Source organism: Gillisella vitis (assembly GCF_021559775.1).
In the GTDB taxonomy this organism is placed as follows: Bacteria; Pseudomonadota; Alphaproteobacteria; order Rhizobiales; family Rhizobiaceae; genus Allorhizobium; species Allorhizobium ampelinum.
The window spans coordinates 3,632,315-3,654,413 of record NZ_CP056047.1; the positions used below are offsets into that span (position 1 = coordinate 3,632,315).

23 protein-coding genes and 1 tRNA gene are annotated in these 22,099 nt (G+C 58.6%); 21 read left to right on the forward strand and 3 right to left on the reverse strand.

Annotation, left to right across the window (positions count from 1 at the left end):
* Positions 1 to 64 precede the first annotated feature (64 nt).
* Positions 65 to 1,021, reverse strand: a complete 957-nt coding sequence (locus AVCG78_RS16745) for a quinone oxidoreductase family protein (protein WP_071202402.1) — start codon at positions 1,019 to 1,021, stop codon at positions 65 to 67.
* 118 nt (positions 1,022 to 1,139) lie between these two features.
* Between AVCG78_RS16745 and AVCG78_RS16750 the strand changes: the two genes are divergently transcribed.
* Positions 1,140 to 1,568 carry a MarR family winged helix-turn-helix transcriptional regulator gene (locus tag AVCG78_RS16750; protein ID WP_234635465.1) on the forward strand — a complete coding sequence of 143 codons (429 nt, stop codon included), beginning with the start codon at positions 1,140 to 1,142 and terminating at the stop codon, positions 1,566 to 1,568.
* Positions 1,569 to 1,633: 65 nt separating this feature from the next.
* On the opposite strand, the gene AVCG78_RS16755 is transcribed toward AVCG78_RS16750, so the two are convergent.
* Positions 1,634 to 1,723: transfer RNA gene (locus AVCG78_RS16755), tRNA-Ser, on the reverse strand.
* 197 nt (positions 1,724 to 1,920) lie between these two features.
* Here AVCG78_RS16755 and AVCG78_RS16760 point away from each other — a divergent pair.
* The 9 genes from AVCG78_RS16760 to deoA all read left to right on the forward strand — a co-directional run bounded on the left by AVCG78_RS16760 (position 1,921) and on the right by deoA (position 10,887).
* Positions 1,921 to 2,241, forward strand: a complete 321-nt coding sequence (locus AVCG78_RS16760; protein ID WP_081355217.1) for a hypothetical protein — start codon at positions 1,921 to 1,923, stop codon at positions 2,239 to 2,241.
* A gap of 575 nt (positions 2,242 to 2,816) precedes the next feature.
* Positions 2,817 to 3,809, forward strand: a complete 993-nt coding sequence (locus AVCG78_RS16765; RefSeq protein WP_071202407.1) for a BMP family lipoprotein — start codon at positions 2,817 to 2,819, stop codon at positions 3,807 to 3,809.
* 163 nt (positions 3,810 to 3,972) lie between these two features.
* A complete protein-coding gene (locus AVCG78_RS16770; RefSeq protein ID WP_071202409.1) occupies positions 3,973 to 5,484 on the forward strand; it encodes an ABC transporter ATP-binding protein in 1,512 nt (503 codons plus the stop codon).
* A gap of 7 nt (positions 5,485 to 5,491) precedes the next feature.
* Positions 5,492 to 6,622 carry an ABC transporter permease gene (locus AVCG78_RS16775; protein ID WP_071202410.1) on the forward strand — a complete coding sequence of 377 codons (1,131 nt, stop codon included), beginning with the start codon at positions 5,492 to 5,494 and terminating at the stop codon, positions 6,620 to 6,622.
* Positions 6,623 to 6,634: 12 nt separating this feature from the next.
* A complete protein-coding gene (locus tag AVCG78_RS16780) occupies positions 6,635 to 7,606 on the forward strand; it encodes an ABC transporter permease (protein WP_071202412.1) in 972 nt (323 codons plus the stop codon).
* A gap of 1 nt (position 7,607) precedes the next feature.
* Positions 7,608 to 8,000, forward strand: a complete 393-nt coding sequence (locus AVCG78_RS16785; RefSeq protein ID WP_071202414.1) for a cytidine deaminase — start codon at positions 7,608 to 7,610, stop codon at positions 7,998 to 8,000.
* Complete coding sequence (locus tag AVCG78_RS16790; RefSeq protein WP_071202416.1) at positions 7,997 to 8,806, forward strand: purine-nucleoside phosphorylase; 810 nt, start codon at positions 7,997 to 7,999, stop codon at positions 8,804 to 8,806. Before AVCG78_RS16785 ends, AVCG78_RS16790 begins: the two co-directional genes overlap by 4 nt.
* Entirely contained in the window at positions 8,799 to 9,572 is a 774-nt protein-coding gene (deoC, locus tag AVCG78_RS16795; protein ID WP_071202777.1) for a deoxyribose-phosphate aldolase, read from the forward strand. Before AVCG78_RS16790 ends, deoC begins: the two co-directional genes overlap by 8 nt.
* A gap of 1 nt (position 9,573) precedes the next feature.
* Complete coding sequence (gene deoA, locus AVCG78_RS16800; protein WP_071202418.1) at positions 9,574 to 10,887, forward strand: thymidine phosphorylase; 1,314 nt, start codon at positions 9,574 to 9,576, stop codon at positions 10,885 to 10,887.
* Between the two features lie 340 nt (positions 10,888 to 11,227).
* On the opposite strand, the gene phnF is transcribed toward deoA, so the two are convergent.
* Entirely contained in the window at positions 11,228 to 11,965 is a 738-nt protein-coding gene (gene phnF, locus AVCG78_RS16805) for a phosphonate metabolism transcriptional regulator PhnF (RefSeq protein WP_071202779.1), read from the reverse strand.
* A 99-nt stretch (positions 11,966 to 12,064) separates the two neighbouring features.
* Here phnF and phnG point away from each other — a divergent pair, with 99 nt between their 5' ends.
* From phnG to phnE (AVCG78_RS16860), 11 genes are all read left to right on the forward strand, one after another.
* The gene (gene phnG, locus AVCG78_RS16810) at positions 12,065 to 12,532 is read left to right on the forward strand and encodes a phosphonate C-P lyase system protein PhnG (RefSeq protein ID WP_071202421.1); all 468 of its coding nucleotides are present in this window, start codon (positions 12,065 to 12,067) and stop codon (positions 12,530 to 12,532) included.
* Positions 12,532 to 13,137 (forward strand): phosphonate C-P lyase system protein PhnH, encoded by a 606-nt coding sequence (gene phnH, locus AVCG78_RS16815; protein ID WP_071202422.1) that lies wholly within the window; start codon positions 12,532 to 12,534, stop codon positions 13,135 to 13,137. The genes phnG and phnH overlap by 1 nt, the downstream gene beginning before the upstream one ends.
* Positions 13,138 to 14,244, forward strand: a complete 1,107-nt coding sequence (locus AVCG78_RS16820; protein WP_071202424.1) for a carbon-phosphorus lyase complex subunit PhnI — start codon at positions 13,138 to 13,140, stop codon at positions 14,242 to 14,244.
* A gap of 142 nt (positions 14,245 to 14,386) precedes the next feature.
* Positions 14,387 to 15,295 carry an alpha-D-ribose 1-methylphosphonate 5-phosphate C-P-lyase PhnJ gene (locus AVCG78_RS16825; protein ID WP_070163949.1) on the forward strand — a complete coding sequence of 303 codons (909 nt, stop codon included), beginning with the start codon at positions 14,387 to 14,389 and terminating at the stop codon, positions 15,293 to 15,295.
* Complete coding sequence (gene phnK, locus AVCG78_RS16830; RefSeq protein ID WP_012654706.1) at positions 15,292 to 16,068, forward strand: phosphonate C-P lyase system protein PhnK; 777 nt, start codon at positions 15,292 to 15,294, stop codon at positions 16,066 to 16,068. Before AVCG78_RS16825 ends, phnK begins: the two co-directional genes overlap by 4 nt.
* 12 nt (positions 16,069 to 16,080) lie before the next feature.
* Positions 16,081 to 16,809, forward strand: coding sequence for a phosphonate C-P lyase system protein PhnL (gene phnL, locus AVCG78_RS16835; RefSeq protein ID WP_071202426.1), 729 nt, complete (start codon positions 16,081 to 16,083; stop codon positions 16,807 to 16,809).
* A 75-nt stretch (positions 16,810 to 16,884) separates the two neighbouring features.
* On the forward strand, positions 16,885 to 17,508 hold the full coding sequence (locus tag AVCG78_RS16840; protein WP_012654708.1) for a DapH/DapD/GlmU-related protein: 624 nt from the start codon (positions 16,885 to 16,887) through the stop codon (positions 17,506 to 17,508).
* Between the two features lie 116 nt (positions 17,509 to 17,624).
* On the forward strand, positions 17,625 to 18,464 hold the full coding sequence (gene phnC / locus AVCG78_RS16845) for a phosphonate ABC transporter ATP-binding protein (RefSeq protein WP_071202427.1): 840 nt from the start codon (positions 17,625 to 17,627) through the stop codon (positions 18,462 to 18,464).
* Between the two features lie 156 nt (positions 18,465 to 18,620).
* Complete coding sequence (phnD, locus tag AVCG78_RS16850; protein WP_060719324.1) at positions 18,621 to 19,529, forward strand: phosphonate ABC transporter substrate-binding protein; 909 nt, start codon at positions 18,621 to 18,623, stop codon at positions 19,527 to 19,529.
* Between the two features lie 75 nt (positions 19,530 to 19,604).
* Complete coding sequence (phnE, locus tag AVCG78_RS16855) at positions 19,605 to 20,567, forward strand: phosphonate ABC transporter, permease protein PhnE (protein ID WP_012654711.1); 963 nt, start codon at positions 19,605 to 19,607, stop codon at positions 20,565 to 20,567.
* Between the two features lie 9 nt (positions 20,568 to 20,576).
* Complete coding sequence (gene phnE, locus AVCG78_RS16860; RefSeq protein WP_071202429.1) at positions 20,577 to 22,076, forward strand: phosphonate ABC transporter, permease protein PhnE; 1,500 nt, start codon at positions 20,577 to 20,579, stop codon at positions 22,074 to 22,076.
* Positions 22,077 to 22,099 lie beyond the last annotated feature (23 nt).

A 22,099-nucleotide genomic window follows, 5' to 3' on the forward strand; every position in this document is an offset into this window, starting at 1 on the left:
GGTTCGGCGTGGCTGTGGCTGTCTCAGCGGGGTGCAGGGCAAGCCGGTTTGACAGGATAGCCGTTTATAGCGCACCCGTCGTTAAGACGGTGCGTACCGTGCTGTCGTCAGTGTCCCAAATCTCCTGCACTTTTGAGAGGGCCACCGGTGCTGTCGCGATCTTTAATCCAGCGGGCCTTGCCGCCTGAAGCAATTCACCGATCGTCTGGATCATTCGGTTCCTTGGTACACTGCCGATACCGCTTCCCATGAGCTCGATGGCGGAGGATCGTAACACGGCAGCTGGTAGTGAGATTTGACCTCCGCTGACAGCGCCAACCTGGACAAAGCGAAGAGGCACGGCATTGGCCTTTGCCGCCGCGTCAAGCAATAATTCCGCGCTCTGACCCCAAAGATAATCCAGAACGATATTCACTCCGTCTGCAAACTGGGCTTTGAAACTTGCGGCCAGAGCCTCCTCATCTTGCAACAGGGAAATTGTCACGTCTGCACCAAGCGCTGACAGCGATTGCAGAGCCTGCGGATTTCGTCCCGTGGCGATGATTTTTTTCGCACCGAGATGCTTGGCAATCTGCACGGCAAGCCGTCCTGCAATGCCTGTCGCGCCATTGATCAGCACGGTTTCTCCAGCATTCAATTTTGCCCGTTCACGGTATGCCATCCATGACGACATTCCGGGATTGACGATTGCGGCAGCGGTGATGTCGTCCAGATCGTCGGGTACGGCGAGGCATTGGACGGAGGCAACGACAGTCCGCTCCGCCATACTGCCAAATGGTGCTTTCGGCAGGGCGAAATAAACCCGCTCGCCATTCTCTCTGCGCCCGACGCCATCTATTCCAGTAATAAAGGGGAAGATTCCCGATGAGCTGTAATGCGTGCCCGAAGCACGACTTTTAACGAGATGGCTAAGCGCTGCGGCCGAGACCGTGACGAGTGTTTCGCCCGTCTGGGCAACAGGTTCTTCAAAGTCGCCATAAAGAGGCGTTTGTTTGGCTCCGTAGACAACAGCAGCTTTCACGATGTCTTCCTTTTCATGAGAGATTTAATGTGTAATATGCACATAAATGGAGATCGCATCAGTGTCAATAAAAACAGTGCAAAATACACGTAATGATGAACGCCTTCGTGCGCTACATATGTCCCTGCTCGATATCGTGGCTGTCATGAATCGCCCGCAGCGTGATGAAATCCTGATCAAGGCAGCTGGCATCCCTCTGGATCGGGCGCTGTTTCCATTGCTTGTCAATGTAGAGAGATTCGGCCCCATCGGTGTGGTGGAGCTTGCCGACCGCAATGGACGCGATTACACCACCGTCAGCAGGCAGGTGGCCAAGCTGGAAAGCCTCGGGCTTGTCGAGCGCCGTGCCAGCAGTGCTGATCGCCGCATACGCGAGGCGGTGATAACGGCGAAAGGCAAGGCAATGACCGACCTTGTCGATGCAGCCCGCGAAAAAATCGGCCACGCCATTTTCGCCACCTGGGAAGAGCGAGATATCGAAGATCTCGTGCGATTGACGCGGAAATTTGCAGATGCCGTGAAGGAAGAGCCGGTGATCGATCCGTGATTGGGATGCTGTTTCACCAAAAGAGTCTCATTACGAGCGTCTCAGCGATTAAGATGGAGGCATACTGGCGGACAGGGAGGGATTCGAACCCTCGGTACGCTTTCACGCACACACGCGTTCCAGGCGTGCGCCTTAAACCACTCGGCCACCTGTCCGTTTTTCGAAAAGCTTGCTGCTGGGCAGCTTGACCGTTCGGGCGGGACATATATCAAGGATTCGGCGGCGATCAACCCAAATCTGACAGTTTTTCGACAAAGCCTCGGAAATCTTTTGTCTGGTCCTGGATTGCGCGCTTGGGCGTAGACGGGCAATCCTGTAAAAGTGGGCTTGGGCGAGACGGAAGGAGAAGGTGATGATCCGGTTTTTATTGCGCGTTCTCAGTTTCATCATGCTGGTCCTTGCTATCGTGGCGGGGACGACCGATGCGATAGAGTCCGTCGCCTCCTCGGATGTCGTGACAACGGGTTTCGGGTCGCTCTGGGCCGATATCGGTCCGGCAAGCCTTGCCGTGGTCAAGCAGGCAATTACCGCTCACATCAGCAGCGACGCTTTGCAGCTTTCGGATAATGGCATATTGCAGCAACCGGCTTTTGCGGTTTTTCTCAGCATGGCTCTTTTGCTGTGGATCGCCGGCTATAAACGGCGGTCGCCTGCCGGACGGTTCGCAGCCTGATATTCCCATCTACTGCATAATTCCTTAAATCGGAATCGATTTAAGGAATTATGCAGTAGATTTAAAGTGTTACAGCGTCCTTTGTGCGTTTTATAAAACGCGCGGCGCTGTAAGGCACACTCCCGGTCTATGACGTCGGCAATACCTATCGCTCTGAGGTGTATTCTGACGTCATGTGGATTTAGAGCTGTAAAATGCTGGTTGCCGAGAGCCGTTTGCCGTAAAAACTCTTCGGGCGGGTCCGTTTTATGACGCCGAGGACGACCATCAGCGCTGTCTGCCAAACAACGCCTGTGGTTAAAACGGGCTATGCTATACAGGTGCGAGCCGCCTTTCGGCTAAAAATAGAGCAAACAAGCCGTTGATGCGGCTTGTTTTTCGTCTTTCAGCTTTAAAAAGCAGCAGCCCTGTTAATATTTACCAGTTGAAAAAAATCTGGTGAATTTTTTGGAAAGCCGTGCAAGGATGCGCCCCAGCCGAACCTAAGAGGGGGCGGGCTGGTCTTGTCACGTCGCAATATCCGGCGTGTATGGAAAGCCTATAAAGAACAACACAAGCAACATCAGGGCTGCACAATGAAGAAATCCCTAATCACGCTGTTTGCCATGGCTGCCATGTCGGCCTCGGCGCTCGCTGCCGACATCAAGCCGGCGCTCGTCTATGGCACCGGCGGCAAGTTCGACAAATCCTTCAACGAGGCAGCATTCAACGGCGCGGACAAGTTCGAGAAGGAAACCGGCATCAAGTTCCGGGATTTCGAACCGACCAGCGATACCCAGGGCGAACAGGCAATCCGCAATTTTGCCTCCAAGGGCTTCAGCCCGATTGTCGCGGTATCCTTCGCCTGGACCTCGGCCATGGAAAAGGTCGCGACCGAGTTTCCAGACACCAAATTCGTGATCGTCGATTCGGTCGTGGAGAAGCCGAATGTCCGCTCGGTGGTCTTCAAGGAAGAAGAAGGCTCCTATCTGGTTGGTCTGCTGGCCGGCATGGCTTCCAAAACCGGCAAAGTCAGCTTTGTCGGCGGCATGGACATTCCGCTGATCCGCAAGTTCGAATGTGGCTATGAGCAGGGCGCCCGCGCTGCCAATCCAAAGATCGAAGTGTTGCAGAACATGGTTGGCACCACGGGTGCTGCCTGGAACGATCCGGTTCGCGCTGGCGAGCTGACCAAGAACCAGATGGACCAGGGCTCCGACGTGATTTACGCGGCGGCTGGTGCATCCGGCATCGGCGTGTTGCAGACCGCAGCTGATGCCAAGAAACTGTCGATCGGCGTCGATTCGAACCAGAACCATCTGCATCCCGGTTCGGTTCTGACCTCGATGGTCAAGCGCGTCGATCTTGCTGTCTATAACGCCTATGCGGATGCCAAGGCCGACAAGTTCAAGCCTGGCCTGGAAGTGCTTGGCGTCAAGGAAGACGGCGTAATGGCAGCACTCGACGATAACAACAAGGCGTTGATTACACCGGAAATGAAGGCGGCTGTCGAAAAGGCCCGCGCCGATATCATTGCTGGAACAGTCAAGGTTCATGATTACATGGCAGACAATTCCTGCCCGAAGTGATCTGAAACGAGGGCGCGAGCGGCATTCCGGCTCGCGCCCTTTTCATGTCCGTTAGAGCGTTTTCGCTTTTCGCCGAACAGCGAAAATTCTCTCTCTTTTTGCATTTCCGGACGCAAAACTGCTTCGCACCTTTGCTGGAAATACTCTATCCGGAGTTTTGCACGTGGCCCAAACCCCTGCGATTGAACTCATCGGGATCGACAAGAAGTTCGGTCCGGTTCATGCCAACAAGAATATCAACCTGACAGTGGCCAAAGGCTCGATCCATGGCATTATCGGTGAGAACGGTGCCGGGAAATCGACGCTGATGTCGATCCTCTATGGATTTTACCAGGCAGATAGCGGCGAGATTAAAATCGGTGGCCAGTCCACGGTGATTAAGGACAGCCAGGCGGCCATTTCCAGCGGTATCGGCATGGTGCACCAGCATTTCATGCTGGTCGAAAATTTTACCGTGCTGGAAAATGTCATGCTGGGTGCCGAAGGCGGCGCTTTGCTGGCCAAGGGAACGGCAGCGGCCCGCGCCTCCCTAAAGCAGCTGGAAACGGATTACGGGCTGGATGTCGATCCCGATGCCGTGGTCGAGGAATTGCCGGTTGGTCGTCAGCAGCGGGTTGAAATTCTGAAAGCGCTGTATCGCGGCGCCGATATTCTCATTCTCGACGAGCCGACAGGGGTGCTGACGCCCGCTGAGGCCGATCATCTGTTCAAGATCCTGCGTGTTCTGCGCGATCAGGGCAAAACGGTTATCCTGATTACCCACAAACTGCGGGAAATCATGGCGATCACCGATACGGTTTCCGTCATGCGGCGCGGCGAAATCGTTGCCACCCGCAAGACGGCGGAGACATCAGTGGAGGAATTGGCGGAACTGATGGTTGGCCGCCGGGTGCTGCTGCGGGTCGACAAGCAGCCTGCACAGCCGCGAGACGTTCTGCTGTCGGTGCGCAACCTGACCGTCAAGGATAGTCGCGGCGTCATCATGGTCGATGATGTGTCCTTCGATGTGCGCGAAGGTGAGATTGTCGGCATTGCCGGTGTGGCTGGCAATGGTCAAAGCGAGTTGCTGGAAGCGATCACCGGCATTCGCAAGCCGATGTCGGGCGAGATCCTCATCGCTGGCAAATTGGTGACCGGTTATGATCCGGCCCGATTGAGAGATCTTGGGCTTGCCCATATCCCTGAAGATCGCCACCATATGGGCCTCGTCCTGCCCTTTGAGGAAAGCCAGAACGCTATTCTCGGCTATCATCGTGACGAGCGCTATGGAAAAGGCATGTTTCTCGATCCGAAGGCGATCCGCGCCGCTGCCGAGGTCGAGATTGCCAAATATGACATCCGCCCACCCAATCCCCGCTTGAAGACGGCTAATTTTTCCGGTGGCAATCAGCAGAAAATCGTCGTTGCCCGCGAGATCGAGCGCGATCCGAATGTGCTGATCATCGGCCAGCCGACCCGTGGCGTCGATATTGGTGCCATTGAGTTCATTCACCGGCGCATCGTCGAAACCCGTGACAAGGGCAAGGCGCTGCTGCTGGTCTCGGTGGAACTGGATGAAATCCGCTCCTTGTCCGACCGCATCCTGGTGATGTTCGCCGGCAAGGTGGTGGGTGAAAAGACGGCAGATGCCGATGAACAGACGCTGGGCCTGATGATGGCCGGCATTGCCGCTTGAGGTTTTGATGAGTACCGCTTCCATTCCGCTGCCGAACTGGATCACCTACGGGCTTTTGCCGGTAATCAACCTGCTCTTGGCTTTTTTGATTTCCGGCCTGGTCGTGTGGATCATCGGTGAAAATCCCTGGGACGCGCTGGTCCTCATGCTTCAAGGCGCGTTGGGTCGCGGTGAAGGCATTGGCTTTACGCTCTATTATGCCACCAATTTCATCTTTACCGGCCTGTCGGTTGCTGTTGCCTATCATGCAGGACTGTTCAATATCGGCTCCGAAGGTCAGGCCTATGTCGGTGGTCTCGGGGCGGCCCTGGTGGCCTTGGCATTGGACCGTTATTGTCCCTGGTATGTCACCATGCCGTTTGCAGTGATCGGGGCGGCTCTGTTTGGGGCTGCCTGGGCATTGATCCCTGCTTGGTTGCAGGCAAAGCGCGGCAGCCATATCGTTATCACCACCATCATGTTCAACTTCATCGGCGCGGCGCTGATGGTGTATCTGCTGGTGCATGTGCTGATCGTGCCGGGCAAGATGGCGCCGGAAACCCGGACCTTTCTTGAAGGTGGACAATTGCCGAAGCTGGATTGGTTGATGGCGCTGTTTGGCCTGAAACTCGGCCCGGCACCCTTCAACGTCTCCTTCATCATCGCTCTTGTGATGGCTTTCGCCGTCTGGGTGCTGATCTGGCGCACCAAGCTTGGCTATGAAATGCGCACGCTCGGCATCAGCCGGTCCGCGGCGGCCTATGCCGGTATTCCCTATGTGAAGATCGTTATCATCACCATGCTGATATCAGGTGGCCTTGCCGGTATGATGTCGCTGAATACGGTGATGGGCGCTTCCGCTCGCCTCCAGGTGGAATTCGTCGGTGGCGCGGGCTTTGTCGGTATCGCGGTCAGCCTGATGGGCCGCAGCCATCCGCTCGGTATCGTTATCGCCGCCATTCTGTTCGGCGTGCTCTACCAGGGCGGCGCGGAACTGTCCTTCGACATGCCGAATATTACCCGCGACATGATCGTCGTCATCCAGGGTCTGGTGATCCTGTTTGCGGGCGCGCTGGAGTTTATGTTCCGACCGGCGCTGGTGCGTTTCTACCAGACGATTGCCCGCCCGGCTGCTCGCCCCGCCCCGTCAAGCAAGTGAGGATCTGACGATATGGATAATTTCGAAATGATCGTTAGCATCCTGGGCTCCACGGTACGCTTGTCGATTCCGCTGATTTTCACGGCGCTGGCCGGGCTATTTTCCGAACGGGCCGGGGTGTTCGACATCGGGTTGGAAGGCAAGATGCTGGCCGGTGCTTTCGCAGCGGCCTGCGTTGCCTACCTCACCGGCTCGGCCTGGGCGGGGCTGGCAGGCGGCATTGCGGTGTCCATCGGCTTTTCGCTGATCCACGGCTTTGCCTCGATTACCAATCGCGGCAATCAGATCATTTCCGGCGTGGCGCTGAATTTCGTCGCAGCCGGTTTGACGGCGGTGCTGGGACAGGCCTGGTTCAGCCAGGGCGGACGCACCCCGCAGCTGCCGGGTGATGCGCGCTTTCAGCCGATTGTGCTTCCAGGCACTGATGCTCTGCGTGACGTGCCGTTTCTCGGCCCTCTCTATGCCAATGTGGTTTCCGGCAACAATGCCTTGACCTATCTGGCCTTTCTGGCCGTGCCACTCAGCTGGTGGGTGCTGTATCGCACCCGTTTTGGCCTCAGGCTGCGGGCGGTGGGCGAAAATCCTGGTGCGGTCGATACGGCAGGGATTTCCGTGGCTTGGCTGCGCTACCGGGCGGTGATCGTTGCAGGCTTTCTCTGCGGTTTTGCCGGAGCCTATCTGGCCATCGCCCAATCGGCTGCCTTCATCCGCGATATGTCGGCGGGCAAGGGCTATATCGCGCTTGCCGCGCTGATCTTTGCCAAATGGAAACCGGTGCCTGTGATGTTCGCCTGCCTGCTGTTCGGCTTTCTCGATGCCATGTCCAATTTCATGCAGGGCAAGGCAGTGCCGGGCATTGGTGAAGTGCCGGTACAGATTTTCCAGGCTCTGCCCTATATTCTCACCTGTATTCTGCTGGCTGGTTTTATCGGAGCGGCCAATGGTCCGAAGGCGGGCGGCGTGCCCTATGTGAAGGAACGGTAATATGTCTCACGACCTGTTCGAGGCGGCCCGCGATGCCATGCGCCATGCCCATGCGCCCTATTCGAAATTTCCGGTCGGTGCTGCGATCCGCGCCGATGACGGCAAGATCTATGCTGGCGCCAATATCGAGAACCTGTCTTTTCCTCAAGGCTGGTGCGCCGAGCCGACGGCCATCGGCTGCATGATCATGGGCGGCGGACGGAAAATCGTCGAGATTGCCGTCATCGCCGAAAAGCTGGCGCTTTGCCCACCTTGCGGTGGCTGCCGCCAGAAGATCCGGGAATTTGCTTCACCTGAGACGAAAATCTACCTCTGCGACGACGTAGGCGTGCAAAAGGTGATGAGCATGGATGAATTGCTGCCCTTCAGCTTTGCGACGGATACACTCGGATGACCCCGGCGGTCGATCTGCTCATCGACAGGCTGAACGGGCTTCTGCCACGCATTGCTATCGTGCTCGGTTCCGGCCTTGGCGGATTGGTGGACGAAGTGGAGAATGCGGTTCGTATTCCCTTTGCCGACATACCGGGTTTTCCGCAGGGCGGCGTTTCCGGCCATGCCAAGGAGTTGGTGGCCGGGCTTTTCGCCGGTCAGCCGATTATCATGCTGGCGGGCAGGGTGCATTATTACGAAGCGGGTGATGCCGCGGCCATGCGGTTGCCCATCGAGACGCTGGCAGCGCTTGGCGTCACGACGCTGATCCTGACCAATGCCGCCGGTTCCTTGCGGGCCGACATGCCGCCCGGTTCGGTGATGCAGTTGATTGACCACATTAATTTTTCTGGCCGTAATCCGCTGATCGGCGAGACGGGGGATGGGCGGTTCGTCGGCATGACCCAGGCCTATGACGGCGAATTGGCCGAGGCCATGCGCCGTGCGGCAGACGCTGAAGACATTTCCCTGTCATCCGGTGTCTATATGTGGTTTTCTGGACCAAGTTTTGAGACGCCAGCGGAAATCCGCATGGCGCGGACGCTGGGTGCCGATGCGGTCGGCATGTCCACCGTGCCGGAAGTCATCCTGGCACGTTTTTTTGGCCTGAAGGTTGCGGCGGCGTCGGTTATCACCAATTATGGAGCAGGGATGACGGGTGCCGAACTCAGCCACGAGGAAACCAAGGACATGGCCCCGATTGGCGGGAGACGGCTTGCCGCCATCCTCAAGCGAATGATCGTTCATGGAGGAGCAGATCTTGGATAGCCGTGAACTGCGCGAATGCGCTGCCGTTGCCCTGTCGGTGCTGGATCTGACCAATCTGAAAGACGATTGCAGACCCGAAGAGATCGATGACCTGTGCGCCCGTGCCGTCACGCCATTCGGTCACACGGCGGCGATCTGCATCTGGCCGCGCTTTGTCGCCCAGGCGCGTGGCCTGCTTGGCCATGACGGCCAATTGAAAATCGCAACGGTGGTCAATTTCCCCTCGGGCGATCTTGATATTGCGACGGTTGTCGCGGAAACCGAAGCGGCTCTGGCCGATGGTGCCGACGAGATCGATCTGGTCATCCCCTACCATGCTTTTATCGAAGGCGATGAAACGGCTGTGGCGGAGATGATACGGGCTGTCAGAGCCGTGATCGCCTCGCCCGCAATTCTCAAGGTCATTCTGGAAACCGGTGAGCTGAAAAGCGCCGCCCTTATCCGCCGCGCCTCGCAGATTGCGATTGCCGAAGGTGCGGATTTCATCAAGACATCGACCGGCAAGGTTACGGTCAACGCCACCCTGGAAGCAGCTGATATCATGCTCCAGGAAATCCGCGACAGCGGCCGCAAGGTCGGCTTCAAGCCAGCGGGTGGCATTTCCACGGTCAAGGATGCCAGCCTCTATTTCCGCCACGCCAGCGCGATCATGGGCGAGGATTGGGTGATGCCCTCCACCTTTCGTTTCGGCGCGTCGGGCCTGTTGAATGATATTCTGGCCATTCTATCCGGCGAAAAATCCTCAGGCCCAGCCAGCGGTTATTGATATGCAGGCTGTGGAGATCATTCGCCGCAAGCGCGACGGAGAGGCGCTTTCCAGCGCCGATCTCCAGGCCTTCATCCGCGCCTTGAGCCGGGATGAACTGTCGGAAGGGCAGATCGCCGCCTTTGCCATGGCGGTCTTTTTACGGGGCATGAGCGATGCCGAGACGGTGGCGCTGACCTTGGCGATGCGCGACAGCGGTACTGTTCTGTCGTGGAAGACGGCGGGCCGTCCCGTGGCCGACAAGCATTCCACCGGCGGCGTTGGCGACAATGTCTCGCTGATGCTGTCCCCGATGATGGCCGCCTGCGGGCTGGCCGTGCCGATGATTTCCGGGCGGGGACTTGGTCATACCGGCGGGACGCTGGACAAGCTGGAATCGATACCCGGCTATGATATTGCGCCGGATGCCTCGGTCTTCCGTGCCTTGGTGGAGGAGATTGGTTGTGCCATCATCGGCCAGACCGCAGACCTCGCTCCCGCCGACAAACGGCTTTACGCGGTTCGCGATGTGACGGCGACGGTGGAATCTGTGCCGTTGATCACCGCCTCCATTCTCTCCAAGAAACTCGCGAGTGGGTTGGAGAGCCTGGTGATGGATGTCAAATTCGGCAATGGCGCCTTCATGGGCCAGGTGGAAGAGGCTCGGGCGCTTACACGCTCACTGGTGGCGGTCGCCAATGGCGCAGGCACCAGAACCTCGGCGCTGCTGACCGATATGAACGAGCCCTTGGCGGATTGTGCGGGCAATGCCGTGGAAATAGCCAATGCGGTCGCCTTCCTGAAAGGTGACAAGGTGGGGACGCGGCTGGAAACCGTGACACTGGCGCTCGGTGCCGAGATGCTGGTCAATGCCGGGGTTGAGCCGGATCGGAACGCCGCTGACATCAGATGTCGCCAAGCCCTGGAAAGTGGTCGAGCTGCCGAGATTTTCGGACGCATGGTGCATGGGCTGGGCGGGCCGGTGGATTTCATCGACAGGGTTGGGCAATATCTCCCCAAATCGGTGCTCGACATTCCGGTTCTTGCCACGCAATCCGGCTTCGTTTCCACGGTCGCCACCCGCGATATTGGTCTTGCAGTCATCGACCTTGGCGGAGGTCGTCGTAGAGCTTCGGACAGGATTGACCATTCTGTTGGCTTCAGCGGCTTCCTGCCGGTAGGGACCGCTGTTTCCAAAGGCGACGTTCTGGCCGTGGTCCATGCCGCCGATGAAGCCAGCGGCACCCGTGCCGCGCAGGTCATCGCGGCAAGCTTTGCCATCGGCGATGAAGCGCTGGTGCCGGGACCTGCTGTTGTTGAGCGGTTGAGTGCCTAGCATTGTTAGGAAACAGGCAGTCTGGTTTTTCAGAAAACTAAATTAAAACAAATAGATGAATTTATGTTAAGCGCAATACTCCAGAGTGCAAGACACAAACCTTTCATCCATCGTCTACCCCCTCTGGCTTGCCAGCCATCTCCCCCTCAAGGAGGGAGATCGATTCTGAGCAGGCTTCTCGTTTCACATCTGCCCTTCAGATGTCGGAAATCACAATCCTATTGATCGAAATAGACGGCTGAAACCATCCGATCTCCCTCCTGGAGGGGGAGATGTCCGGCAGGACAGAGGGGGGTAAACGGCGTATAAAAAAGTGTATGTTTTATACTGTAATACAATTTCAACTCTCAATCGTGAACTGCACTCTGTCGGCGGGAAAGCGCGTTAAGGCATATTGCACCGGCGCGCCATCCAGATCGGTGTTCAGGGCTTTGGTGATCATCACGATGGCACCGGGGGACAGGCCGAGTTCATCCCGGTCGGAAGGGTCGGCATGGACGGCGCTGATGTCGGTGCGCACGCGTAGATAATCGGCAAGGCCACAGGCGGCAAAGGCGGCGGTGATTGAGCCGCTCTGCCGATAGGCCACATCGATCCCTTCGAAACGGGGCAGGGGAAACCAGCTAGTAGAGCGTGACACGGCCCGGCCATCCGCTTTGCGCAGAACTTCCAGCCGGATCACATGGTCGCCCTTTTCCAATTGCAAGCTCTCCATCAGGTCCGCACTGGGGGTCTCGACGGCGCTTGCCAGCAACAGGCCCTCCAGTGCCCGGGCCTGATCGCCGATGCCGGGCGTGAAACGGGTGCGTTTTGAAATCGGAAAACTGATCCGATCTCGTCGCTCGATCAGCGTGCCGCGTCCCTGAACGGCGCGCACGATCCCCTCCTGGGCAAGGGCCGCCAGCGCGCTGCGCACCGTATGTCTGTTGACGCCAAATTCTCCAGCCAGAATCGTTTCCGGCGGCACCATGCCAGTGGTGTCATAGGTGCCATCGCTGATCGATACCCGGATTCGATCAGCAATCTGCCGCCAAAGCGCCACGCCGGTCTGTCTTTCGATTGCTTTTTGTCCCGCCACTTTCTGCACCGTCATGTCACACGCTTGTCATCCCGGAGGAATATTTGTAAAGATAAGTTGTATGGTTGTCTATATTAATAGACAAATGGAGATTTGGCAATGGACGCACGAGCAAAAAGTGCAAATCCAGATGATGTACATCGAAAAAGAGTTGTCGACCTTTTGGCGGCGGCCCATCTGGACGAATTAAAGGCGCTGTGGAGCGCGCTGCCGTTTGCGCCGGAAGCACATTTCCTGCGCGGACCGGAGACTGGTCTGGTGATGGTGCGCGGCCGTATCGGTGGTGGTGGCGCGTCCTTCAATCTGGGTGAAGTGACGGTGACGCGGGCGACATGCAGGCTAGCGTCGGGCCAGGTCGGGCATGCTCAGGCACTGGGTACATCCAAGGAAAAGGCGCGGCTCTCAGCAATTTTCGACGCTCTTTGGCAGGATGAGGCGCATCGCGCCCAGATTGAGCCGTTGTTGGCGGCTGTGGAGCGGCGCCTGAATGACGGCGACCGCGTCAAGGCGGAACAGGTTGCGGCAACGAAGGTGGATTTCTTCACCATGGTCAGAGGAGAAGACTGATGCCCGAAGCGGAAAGCCTGACCGGCGGTTTTTCTCAACCGGTATTTGAAGCGCAAAGTGTGTTTCGTGCCGTCATGGACGGTATGGCCCGGCCCGGCACCCACCAGACTGTTGCCGTGTCGCTGCACCCGCCAGCCCCTTTCGGTCTGGCACAGGCGGCTATTGCGCTGACGCTGTGTGACGCCGATACCCGCGTCTGGCTGAGCGGCGGGCTTTGCAAAAGTGCCGCGCCCGCCTGGCTGAGCTTTCACACCGGCGGGGTGACGACAACCGACAAGACCGAAGCGCAGTTTGCGTTTTTCGAAGCAGGCAGCCCGCTTGCCGCCTTCGCGCAATTTTCCACCGGCACGCAGGACTATCCCGACCGCTCGGTGACTGTTGTCTATGAAGTCGCCAGTCTCGAAGGCGGCCAGCCGCTTACTCTGAAGGGACCCGGCATCCAAGACCGGGCAATGATCGCCCCACTTGGCTTGCCGGATGGTTTCCTGCGCCATTGGCAGGACAATCGTGCCCTGTTTCCGCGCGGCGTCGATGTGATTTTCACCGCCGGTCGGGATTTTCTCTGCCTGCCGCGCAGCTGCGCGATACTATCCGGGGAGGCGTGAATGTATGTTGCTGTAAAGGGCGGCGAGACCGCCATTGCCAATGCCCACAGCCTGCTGGCCGACCGTCGCCGGGGTGATCGAAGCCTGCCGACAATGACCGTCGATCAGATTGTCGAGCAATTGGCGCTGGCGGTTGGCCGCGTCATGGCCGAGGCCTCGCTTTATGATCGCAAGCTTGCGGCGCTGGCCATCAAACAGGCGCGGGGCGATATGATCGAGGCGATTTTCCTGCTGCGCGCCTATCGCACCACGCTGCCGCGCTTTGGTCTGTCAGAGCCGGTCGATACCGGAGCGATGCGGATCGAGCGGCGGATTTCCGCCACCTATAAAGATCTGCCCGGCGGCCAGTTGCTGGGGCCGACGTTCGATTATACCCACCGTCTGCTCGATCCGTCCCTGCTGGAAGAAGGCGAGGTGGAACCTCCGGTCCAGAAAACGCCATCCGGCGAACCCGCCATGCGGGTCTCGGATATCCTGAGCGAAGAAGGACTGATCGAACCCGATGGCGACATGCCGGAGGATCATCTGGCGGGTGATATCACCCGCCAGCCTATCGAGTTTCCGATGGCGCGGGATTTGCGGCTGCAATCGCTGGCCCGTGGCGATGAAGGCTTCCTTCTGGCGCTCGCCTACTCCACCCAGCGCGGCTATGGCCGCAGCCATCCTTTTGCAGGCGAAATCCGCTTAGGCGAGGTCGAGGTGGAGCTGGATGTGCCGGAGCTTGGCTTTGCCGTGTCGCTTGGACGTATCCAGGTCACGGAATGTCAGATGGTCAACCAGTTCAAGGGCTCGTCAAAGGCTCCGCCGCAATTCACGCGAGGCTATGGCCTCGTCTTCGGTCAGAGCGAGCGCAAGGCGATGGCCATGTCGCTGGTGGATCGGTCACTGCGCGCCGAAGAGCTGGGCGAGGATATTGCCGCCCCTGCCCAGGACCAGGAATTTGTGTTGTCCCATTGTGACAATGTGCAGGCAACAGGGTTTGTCGAACATCTGAAGCTGCCGCATTACGTGGATTTCCAGGCCGAACTCGATCTGGTGCGGCGGATGCGCTCCGAACACGAACAGGCCCGCCAGCAAGGGCTGGACCTGAGCGAGGCGGCGGAATGACCAGTCTATTAGTCGTGATCGGCATACCAGGCGGCGCAAAGCGTCGAGACGCCCAGCATGAGGGTCACGAAGACGGCGAACATCATTTCGATTTCCATGCTCATTGCTCCCTGTTTGCGAATTTCTGGAAGGGTAACGCACAATGATTACGGAAGTTTCATTAGCGGACGAAATTGCCACTTATAATTTTGCCTATCTGGATGAGCAGACCAAGCGGATGATCCGTCGGGCGATCCTGAAGGCCATCGCCATTCCCGGCTATCAGGTGCCGTTTGCGTCGCGCGAAATGCCAATGCCCTATGGCTGGGGCACTGGCGGCGTGCAGGTGACGGCAGCCATCCTTGGGCCGGAAGACGTGTTGAAGGTGATCGACCAGGGCGCCGACGACACCACCAATGCGGTGTCGATCCGGGCCTTCTTTCAGAAGGTCGCCAATGTGGCGGTCACCACCCACACGAGCGAAGCCACCATCATCCAGACCCGCCACCGGATTCCGGAGGAAAAGCTGCGGGCGGGCCAGGTGCTGGTCTATCAGGTGCCGATCCCGGAGCCTTTGCGCTTCCTGGAGCCGCGCGAGACCGAGACCCGCAAGATGCATGCATTGGAAGAATATGGCCTGATGCATGTGAAGCTCTATGAAGATATCGCTCGCAATGGCCGGATCGCCACCACCTATGCCTATCCGGTCAAGGTGGCGGGCCGCTATGTGATGGACCCGTCGCCGACGCCGAAATTCGATAATCCGAAAATGCACCGGTCAGAGGCCCTGCAATTGTTCGGCGCGGGACGCGAAAAGCGGATCTATGCCGTGCCGCCCTATACCGATGTCGTCAGCCTGGATTTCGAGGATCATCCTTTCACGGTGCAAAGCTTCGACAAGCCCTGCGCGCTGTGTGGGGCCGAGCATGTCTATCTCGATGAAGTGATCCTCGACGACAAGGGCGGGCGAATGTTCGTCTGCTCCGACACTGACCATTGCGAGGATCGCCGCGCCAAAGGTCATCGGGGTGAGATGCTGGCGGAAACCCAGCAGGAGGAGGCTGCTCAATGACCCAGCAACCGCTTTTGAAGGTCCGCGACCTGTCGAAATTCTACGGACGGCGGATCGGCTGCGCCAATGTCTCCTTCGATCTCTGGCCGGGCGAAGTGCTGGCTGTGGTCGGTGAATCCGGTTCCGGCAAAACGACGCTGTTGTCCTGCCTGTCCACCCGGCTGATGCCGACCACCGGCAGTGTCGATTACCGGATGCGTGACGGGGCTTACCGTGAGCTTTATCACATGAGTGAGGCCGAGCGGCGCTTTCTGATGCGGACCGACTGGGGCTTCGTTCACCAGAACCCCGCCGATGGGTTGCGGATGACCGTTTCAGCCGGGGCCAATGTCGGCGAGCGGCTGATGGCGGTCGGCGAACGGCATTATGGCAATATCCGCGCCACCGCCACCGATTGGCTGGACCGGGTGGAAATCGCCGCTGACCGGATCGACGACCAGCCGCGCGCTTTTTCCGGTGGCATGCGGCAGCGATTGCAGATCGCCCGCAATCTCGTCACCAATCCGCGTCTGGTGTTCATGGACGAGCCAACCGGCGGGCTGGATGTTTCGGTGCAGGCAAGGCTGCTGGATCTGGTTCGTGGGTTGGTGGCTGACCTTGGTCTGTCGGTCATCGTCGTCACCCATGATCTGGCCGTCGCAAGGCTGCTGTCGCACCGGATGATGGTGATGAAGGACGGCCATGTGATCGAGCAGGGCCTGACCGACCGGGTGCTGGACGACCCACGCGAGCCCTATACGCAATTGCTCGTCTCCTCGATTCTTCAAGTGTGATTGGATAGACCCATGCCCACACCTCTTATCGTTTCCGATGTCGCCAAAAGCTTCACGATGCATCTGCGCGACGGGCTTGTATTGCCGGTGGTGCGCAATGTCAGCTTTTCCGTGGAAAGCGGCTCCTGCTCCGTGCTGGGCGGCCCGTCCGGCATTGGCAAAAGCTCGATCCTGAAAATGCTCTATGGCAATTACGCCGTCGATAGCGGCCAGATCCTGGTGCGCCATCACGATACGGTGGTGGATCTGGCGTCCGCCATGCCGCGCATGGTGCTGGATATCCGCCGCGATACGATGGGCTATGTCAGCCAGTTCCTGCGCACCGTTCCAAGAGTGTCGGCGCTGGATGTCGTGGCCCAACCGCTAACAGCGCGCGGTGTGGCCATCGACGAGGCAAGATCGGTGGCAAGTGATCTGCTGGCCAGGCTGAACCTGCCCAAGGCGCTCTGGCAATTGCCGCCTGCCACCTTTTCCGGCGGCGAACAGCAGCGTGTCAACATTGCCCGCGGCTTCATCACCGATCATAAAATTCTGCTGCTGGATGAGCCGACGGCCTCGCTCGACGCGCAAAATCGTGCCGTGGTCATTGAGCTGATTGCTGGCAAAAAGGCTGAGGGCGTCGCCATGCTCGGCATTTTCCACGACGAGGAAGTGCGCGAAGCGGTTGCCGACACCATTCTCGATGTCTCGCAATTCTCACCTAGAGGCCGTCAGGTTCAGATTGAACCAGCCATCCTCTAGCTTTCTTGTTTTCGTTTGTCTTTTCGGGAAAACCGGTACCCACTTTTCCCTGACAAACTCTAGGAGCATCGCCGCATGAGCACCCGTCTTGGGCTTGAGCCCCAAATCAACCCGACCGCCAGCGTCACGAACAGCACGCTTGGGCGCTACACCGAAGTGGCCGAGCGCTGCCGTCTCGATGAAGTTGAGATGGGCGACTATTCCTATGTGATGCAGGATGTTTCCATCTGGTGCGCCACCATCGGCAAATTTGCCAATATCGCCGCTAGTGTCCGCATCAATGCCCCCAATCATCCGACCTGGCGCGCCACGCTGCATCATTTCACCTACCGCGCCGTCGATTATTTCGAAGGGGCGGATCTGGAGACGGATTTCTTCGACTGGCGGCGGGAAAACCGAGTGGTGATCGGTCATGATGTCTGGATCGGCCATGGCGCCACCATCCTGCCCGGCGTCACCATCGGCAATGGCGCGGTCGTCGGTGCAGGCGCGGTCGTTTCCAAGCCGGTGGAACCCTATACCATTGTCGGCGGGGTGCCAGCCAAGCCGATCAAGCCCCGGTTTGGACCAGGTATCGGCGCGCGCATGGACAGACTTGCCTGGTGGGATTGGCAGCATGAGCGGCTTCACGCGGCCCTTGCCGACTTCCGCACGCTGTCCGCCGAAGATTTTCTGGCCCGACATGAAGTCTTAGCCTGAAGTATAGGCTCTGCTACCCTCTGATTTTAACAGAAATGTCATGAAACTGACATGGGCGCTTCACCGACCTGAACTATAGCTCGCTCTGGATTTGGACATGATATTGGAAGACGCGCATGAATTTCGAACTGACCGAGGTGACACGGCGTTTTGGCAAGAAGATTGCCGTGGAAGCCGTGACCCTGTCCATTCCGCATGGGCAGATGGTCGGCATTATCGGTCGGTCCGGTGCGGGGAAATCCACTTTGCTGCGAATGATCAACCGCTTGGCCGATCCGACATCCGGGTCGATGCGGTTCGGCGATCAGGAGGTGACGCGCCTCAAGGGATCGGCTTTGCGCAGCTGGCAGCGCGATTGCGCGATGATTTTCCAGCAGTTCAACCTGGTTCCGCGTCTGGATGTTCTGACCAATGTCATGCTGGGACGTCTCAATCATCGCTCCACGGCGCTGAGCATCCTCAATATTTTTACGCGCGAAGAGCGGATCATGGCGATTGCCGCTTTGGAGCGGCTGGGCATCGAGCAGACGGCGCTGCAGCCGGCTGGCACACTGTCCGGTGGTCAGCAGCAGCGGGTGGCCATTGCCCGCGCGCTGATGCAGGCGCCGAAAATGCTGCTGGCCGACGAGCCGATTGCCTCGCTCGACCCTTTGAACGCCAAGATCGTCATGGATGCGCTGCGCGACATCAACGAGCGCGAAGGCATCACCGTGATCACCAATCTGCACACGCTGGATACGGCGCGGGCCTATTGCGAGCGGATCATCGGCATGGCGGCGGGCAAGGTGGTGTTCGATGGGCCGCCGGATGCGCTGACAGCGCAGGCGGTGCAGGCGATCTATGGCACTGGCCAGGATGGCAATGGCATTGACGAGAGCATGACATCGACCGCGATCCGTTTGCCGAAGTCGGACTTGGCCCTGTCTGTGCCGATGGTGGCGGCCACGGCCAGTTGAGCCCGCAATTTATGTCCTGAAAAAATAGCATTTCTGTCGCGGCATCCAGCCCGATGGCAGCGCCTTCGCTTGCCCGCGTCAAAGGCACCTTTCTTACGTTCAAGAGACAGATCCGGTCCATCGGGAAAACCAGACCGGAAAACCAGGAGAGAGACCATGTTGAAGAAAATTCTGCTTGCCTCCGTGACGCTTCTGTCGCTGGCTGGCGTGGCTGCTGCCGAAGACCTGAAGGAATTCCGCATCGGCATTCTCGGCGGCGAGAACGAAGCTGACCGGTTGCGCAATTACAACTGCCTGTCCGATCACCTGAAGAAGGAATTCGGCTTCACCAAGGTTTCGCTGTTCCCGGCCTCGGACTATGACGGCGTTATCCAGGGTCTTCTGGGTGGCACGCTTGATTATGCCGAGCTTGGCGCTTCCGGCTACGCCAAGGCCTATCTGGCTAACCCGAAGGCAGTCGAGCCGATCCTGACCACGGTGCAGACCGATGGCTCGATGGGCTATTACTCGATCATGGTGGCCCGCAAGGACAGCGGCATGACCAAAGTCACCGACATCAAGGGCAAGAAGCTCGGTTTTGCCGATCCTGACAGCACATCCGGCTACCTGATCCCGACCGTGACCCTGCCCGACGCGCTCGGCGGCAAGCCGGTCAAGGAATATGTCGGTTCCACTGGTTTTGGCGGCGGCCATGAAAACCTGGTTCTCGAAGTGCTGAAGGGCACGTTCGATGCTGGCACCACCTTCGGCTCCGGCGTTGGCAATTTCAAGGACGGCTACACGTCCGGCAACCTGCGCAAGATGGTTGATAAGGGCGTCCTCAACATGGACGACCTGGTGGAATTGTGGAAGTCGCCGCTGATACCGAACGGCCCGATCGTCATCCGCTCCTCGATGAACGACGACATGAAGACCAAGGTCAAGGCCTTCATGATGGACCTGCCGAAGACCGACGCCGCCTGCTTCTCCGCCATCGAAGGCGGCGATTTCAAGGGCTTTGCGGCTGTGAATGTCGATTTCTACAAGCCGGTCATCGACGCCCGCAAGGCAACCATCGGCGGCTGATCGCAGCTGAAAATATAAGAGCCGCCGGAGCAATCTCCGGCGGTTTCCCCGTTCGTCCATTTTTGAAAGCCTCAGATGAGCCATACCGCCAGATTGTCCTTGCTGAGCGAACAGGGGCGCGTGATCGAGAGCCATTGGAATGCGCTGGCCAAGACCCGCCGCCTGTACACGGTAGCCGGTCTTGCCGTGTTGTTTCTGGCGCTGGCGGGGTCGCTGTGGTTTGCCAATGATACCAATTCGGGCAAGTTTTTCGACCGTCTGCCGCATCTGTTCGATTTCGTCGAAACGCTTATTCCCCGCGATGGCAATGAGATCTGGCGGGCGATGTTCGACCTGCCATCGCCCTATGATGATGGCAGCCTGAAATACAATTATCCGGAAGGGCGCTACTATCTCACCCAGACGCTTTATATCCCGGAATATTTCTACAAGATGATCGAGACGCTGAACATCGCGCTGGTCTCGACCCTGCTGGGCGGCATGCTGGGCTTTTGTTTTTCCTTCATGGCGGCGCGCAACATGATGCCAAACCGTTTCATCCGCTGGCCAGTGCGCCGCTTCATGGAATTGCTCAGGGCGTTTCCGGAAGTGGTGCTGGCCGGGTTTTTCCTCGCCATCCTGTCGATTGGCCCGATCCCGGCGATGATTGCGGTTTCGGTCCATACGGTCGGCGCACTCGGCAAGCTGTTTTTCGAAGTGGTGGAAAATGCCGATATGAAGCCGGACGAAGGCCTGCGCGCCGTTGGCGGCAATTGGCTGGAGCGGCTGTGGTTCGGCATGGTGCCGCAGGTCATGCCGAATTTCATCAGCTATGCCCTGCTGCGCATGGAAATCAATGTGCGGGCGTCAACGATTATCGGCGCGGTCGGCGGTGGCGGCATTGGCGAACCCTTGCGCCTGTCGATCAGCCAGGGCCATGCGGCAAAAACCGTTGCCATCGTCATCCTGTTGCTGACGACGGTGATCGCCGTCGATCAGTTTTCGGCCTGGTTGCGCCGCAAACTGGTCGGTGAGCAAGCCTTTCATGCTGTTTCCTGAGGTTCGGCCATGACACATCTCGACGCCACCCAAATGGACCTGATCGCCGCCCGTCATCCAGACATCTTCCGCCGCAGCTTGTGGCAGCGCTACCGCGTGCCGCTGACCATTGTCCTGCTTGCGCTGTATTTCACCTTCTCCTGGTGGTTCTTTGCGGTTGGAAAAGTGGTCTCCACCGCCAGCTGGGGCATTGCTGGCAATTATCTGGCCGATTGGGTTTCCTATGAGATCCGGCCGGAAATCAATATTGCCCCCGATGGGGCGATCTCCATCGCCTATTCGCGCTTCGACCCGATTGGCCCCAACCCCAACCCGGATTGGCTGGTGACGAAGAAAGAAATGATGACGCGCACGAGTGGCGTAGCCGATGCGCCCGCGCCAGTGTCACCCGCGCCAAAAGCTTCCAGCTTCAATTTCATGGCAGCAGCCCCGCAACAGGCGCCGGTCGCGGCGCAAGCTGCACCCGTCACCCGCCAGGAAGAGGTGATCAGAGAGGCCGATGTCAATCTCGGCTCCAGCGCATCGCTGCTGGTCAACCCTGAAAGCGTGGTGCTGAACCGGGGCGCTGAGCGCGTTACCCTGATGCTTGACCGCAAGGCGGGAACCGTGATTGCCGATGGCACGCTGCCAGCTTGGGTCGAACAACGCGAACGCGGCGGCAGGGTCATGGCCTATTTCGGTCTCCAGGGTTGGGCCGATATCAGCGCCGACCGGGTCAGGGTGCGCAACCGGTTTTTCGGCTGGGCCAATTTCCTGTTCGATACCAATTCCGCGTTTTTCGGCAGGTCCGCAACTGAAGTGGTCAGCCTGATCGCCAGCGGTCCAAGGCTCGATCCACAACAGTCCAACCTGTCGCTGGCCTGGAACGACATTCTCTACAATCCGTCCTGGCAGCATCTCGATGTCTGGACCAAGCTGGCGCAAACGCTGGTGATGGCTTTTGTCGGCACGGTGTTTGCGTCGCTGGTCGCCTTTCCGTTGTCCTTCATCGCGGCGCGCAACATTACCCGCAACCGTCCGGTCAACCAGCTGACCAAGCGGTTCTTCGATTTCCTGCGCTCCGTGGATATGCTGATCTGGGCGCTGTTTTTCACCCGCGCCTTCGGACCGGGGCCGCTGGCCGGGATCTCGGCGATTTTCTTCACCGACACGGGCACTCTCGGTAAGCTCTATTCCGAAGCGTTGGAGAATATCGATGACAAGCAGCGCGAAGGGGTAAAGTCGGTCGGCGCTTCGCCGCTCGCCGTGCAGCGCTTCGGTGTGCTGCCGCAGGTTCTGCCGGTCTTTGCATCGCAGGCTTTGTATTTCTGGGAATCCAACACCCGCTCGGCCACCATTATCGGCGCGGTCGGGGCGGGAGGCATCGGCCTGAAGCTTTGGGAAGCGATGCGCACCAACCAGAATTGGGAAAATGTCTGTTATATGGTGCTGTTGATCTTGCTGGTGGTGTTTATCTTCGATGCCGTCTCCAACCTGCTGCGCTCAAAACTGATCGGGGCGCAAAAATGAACCTCGTCTGGTGCAGTTTCGGC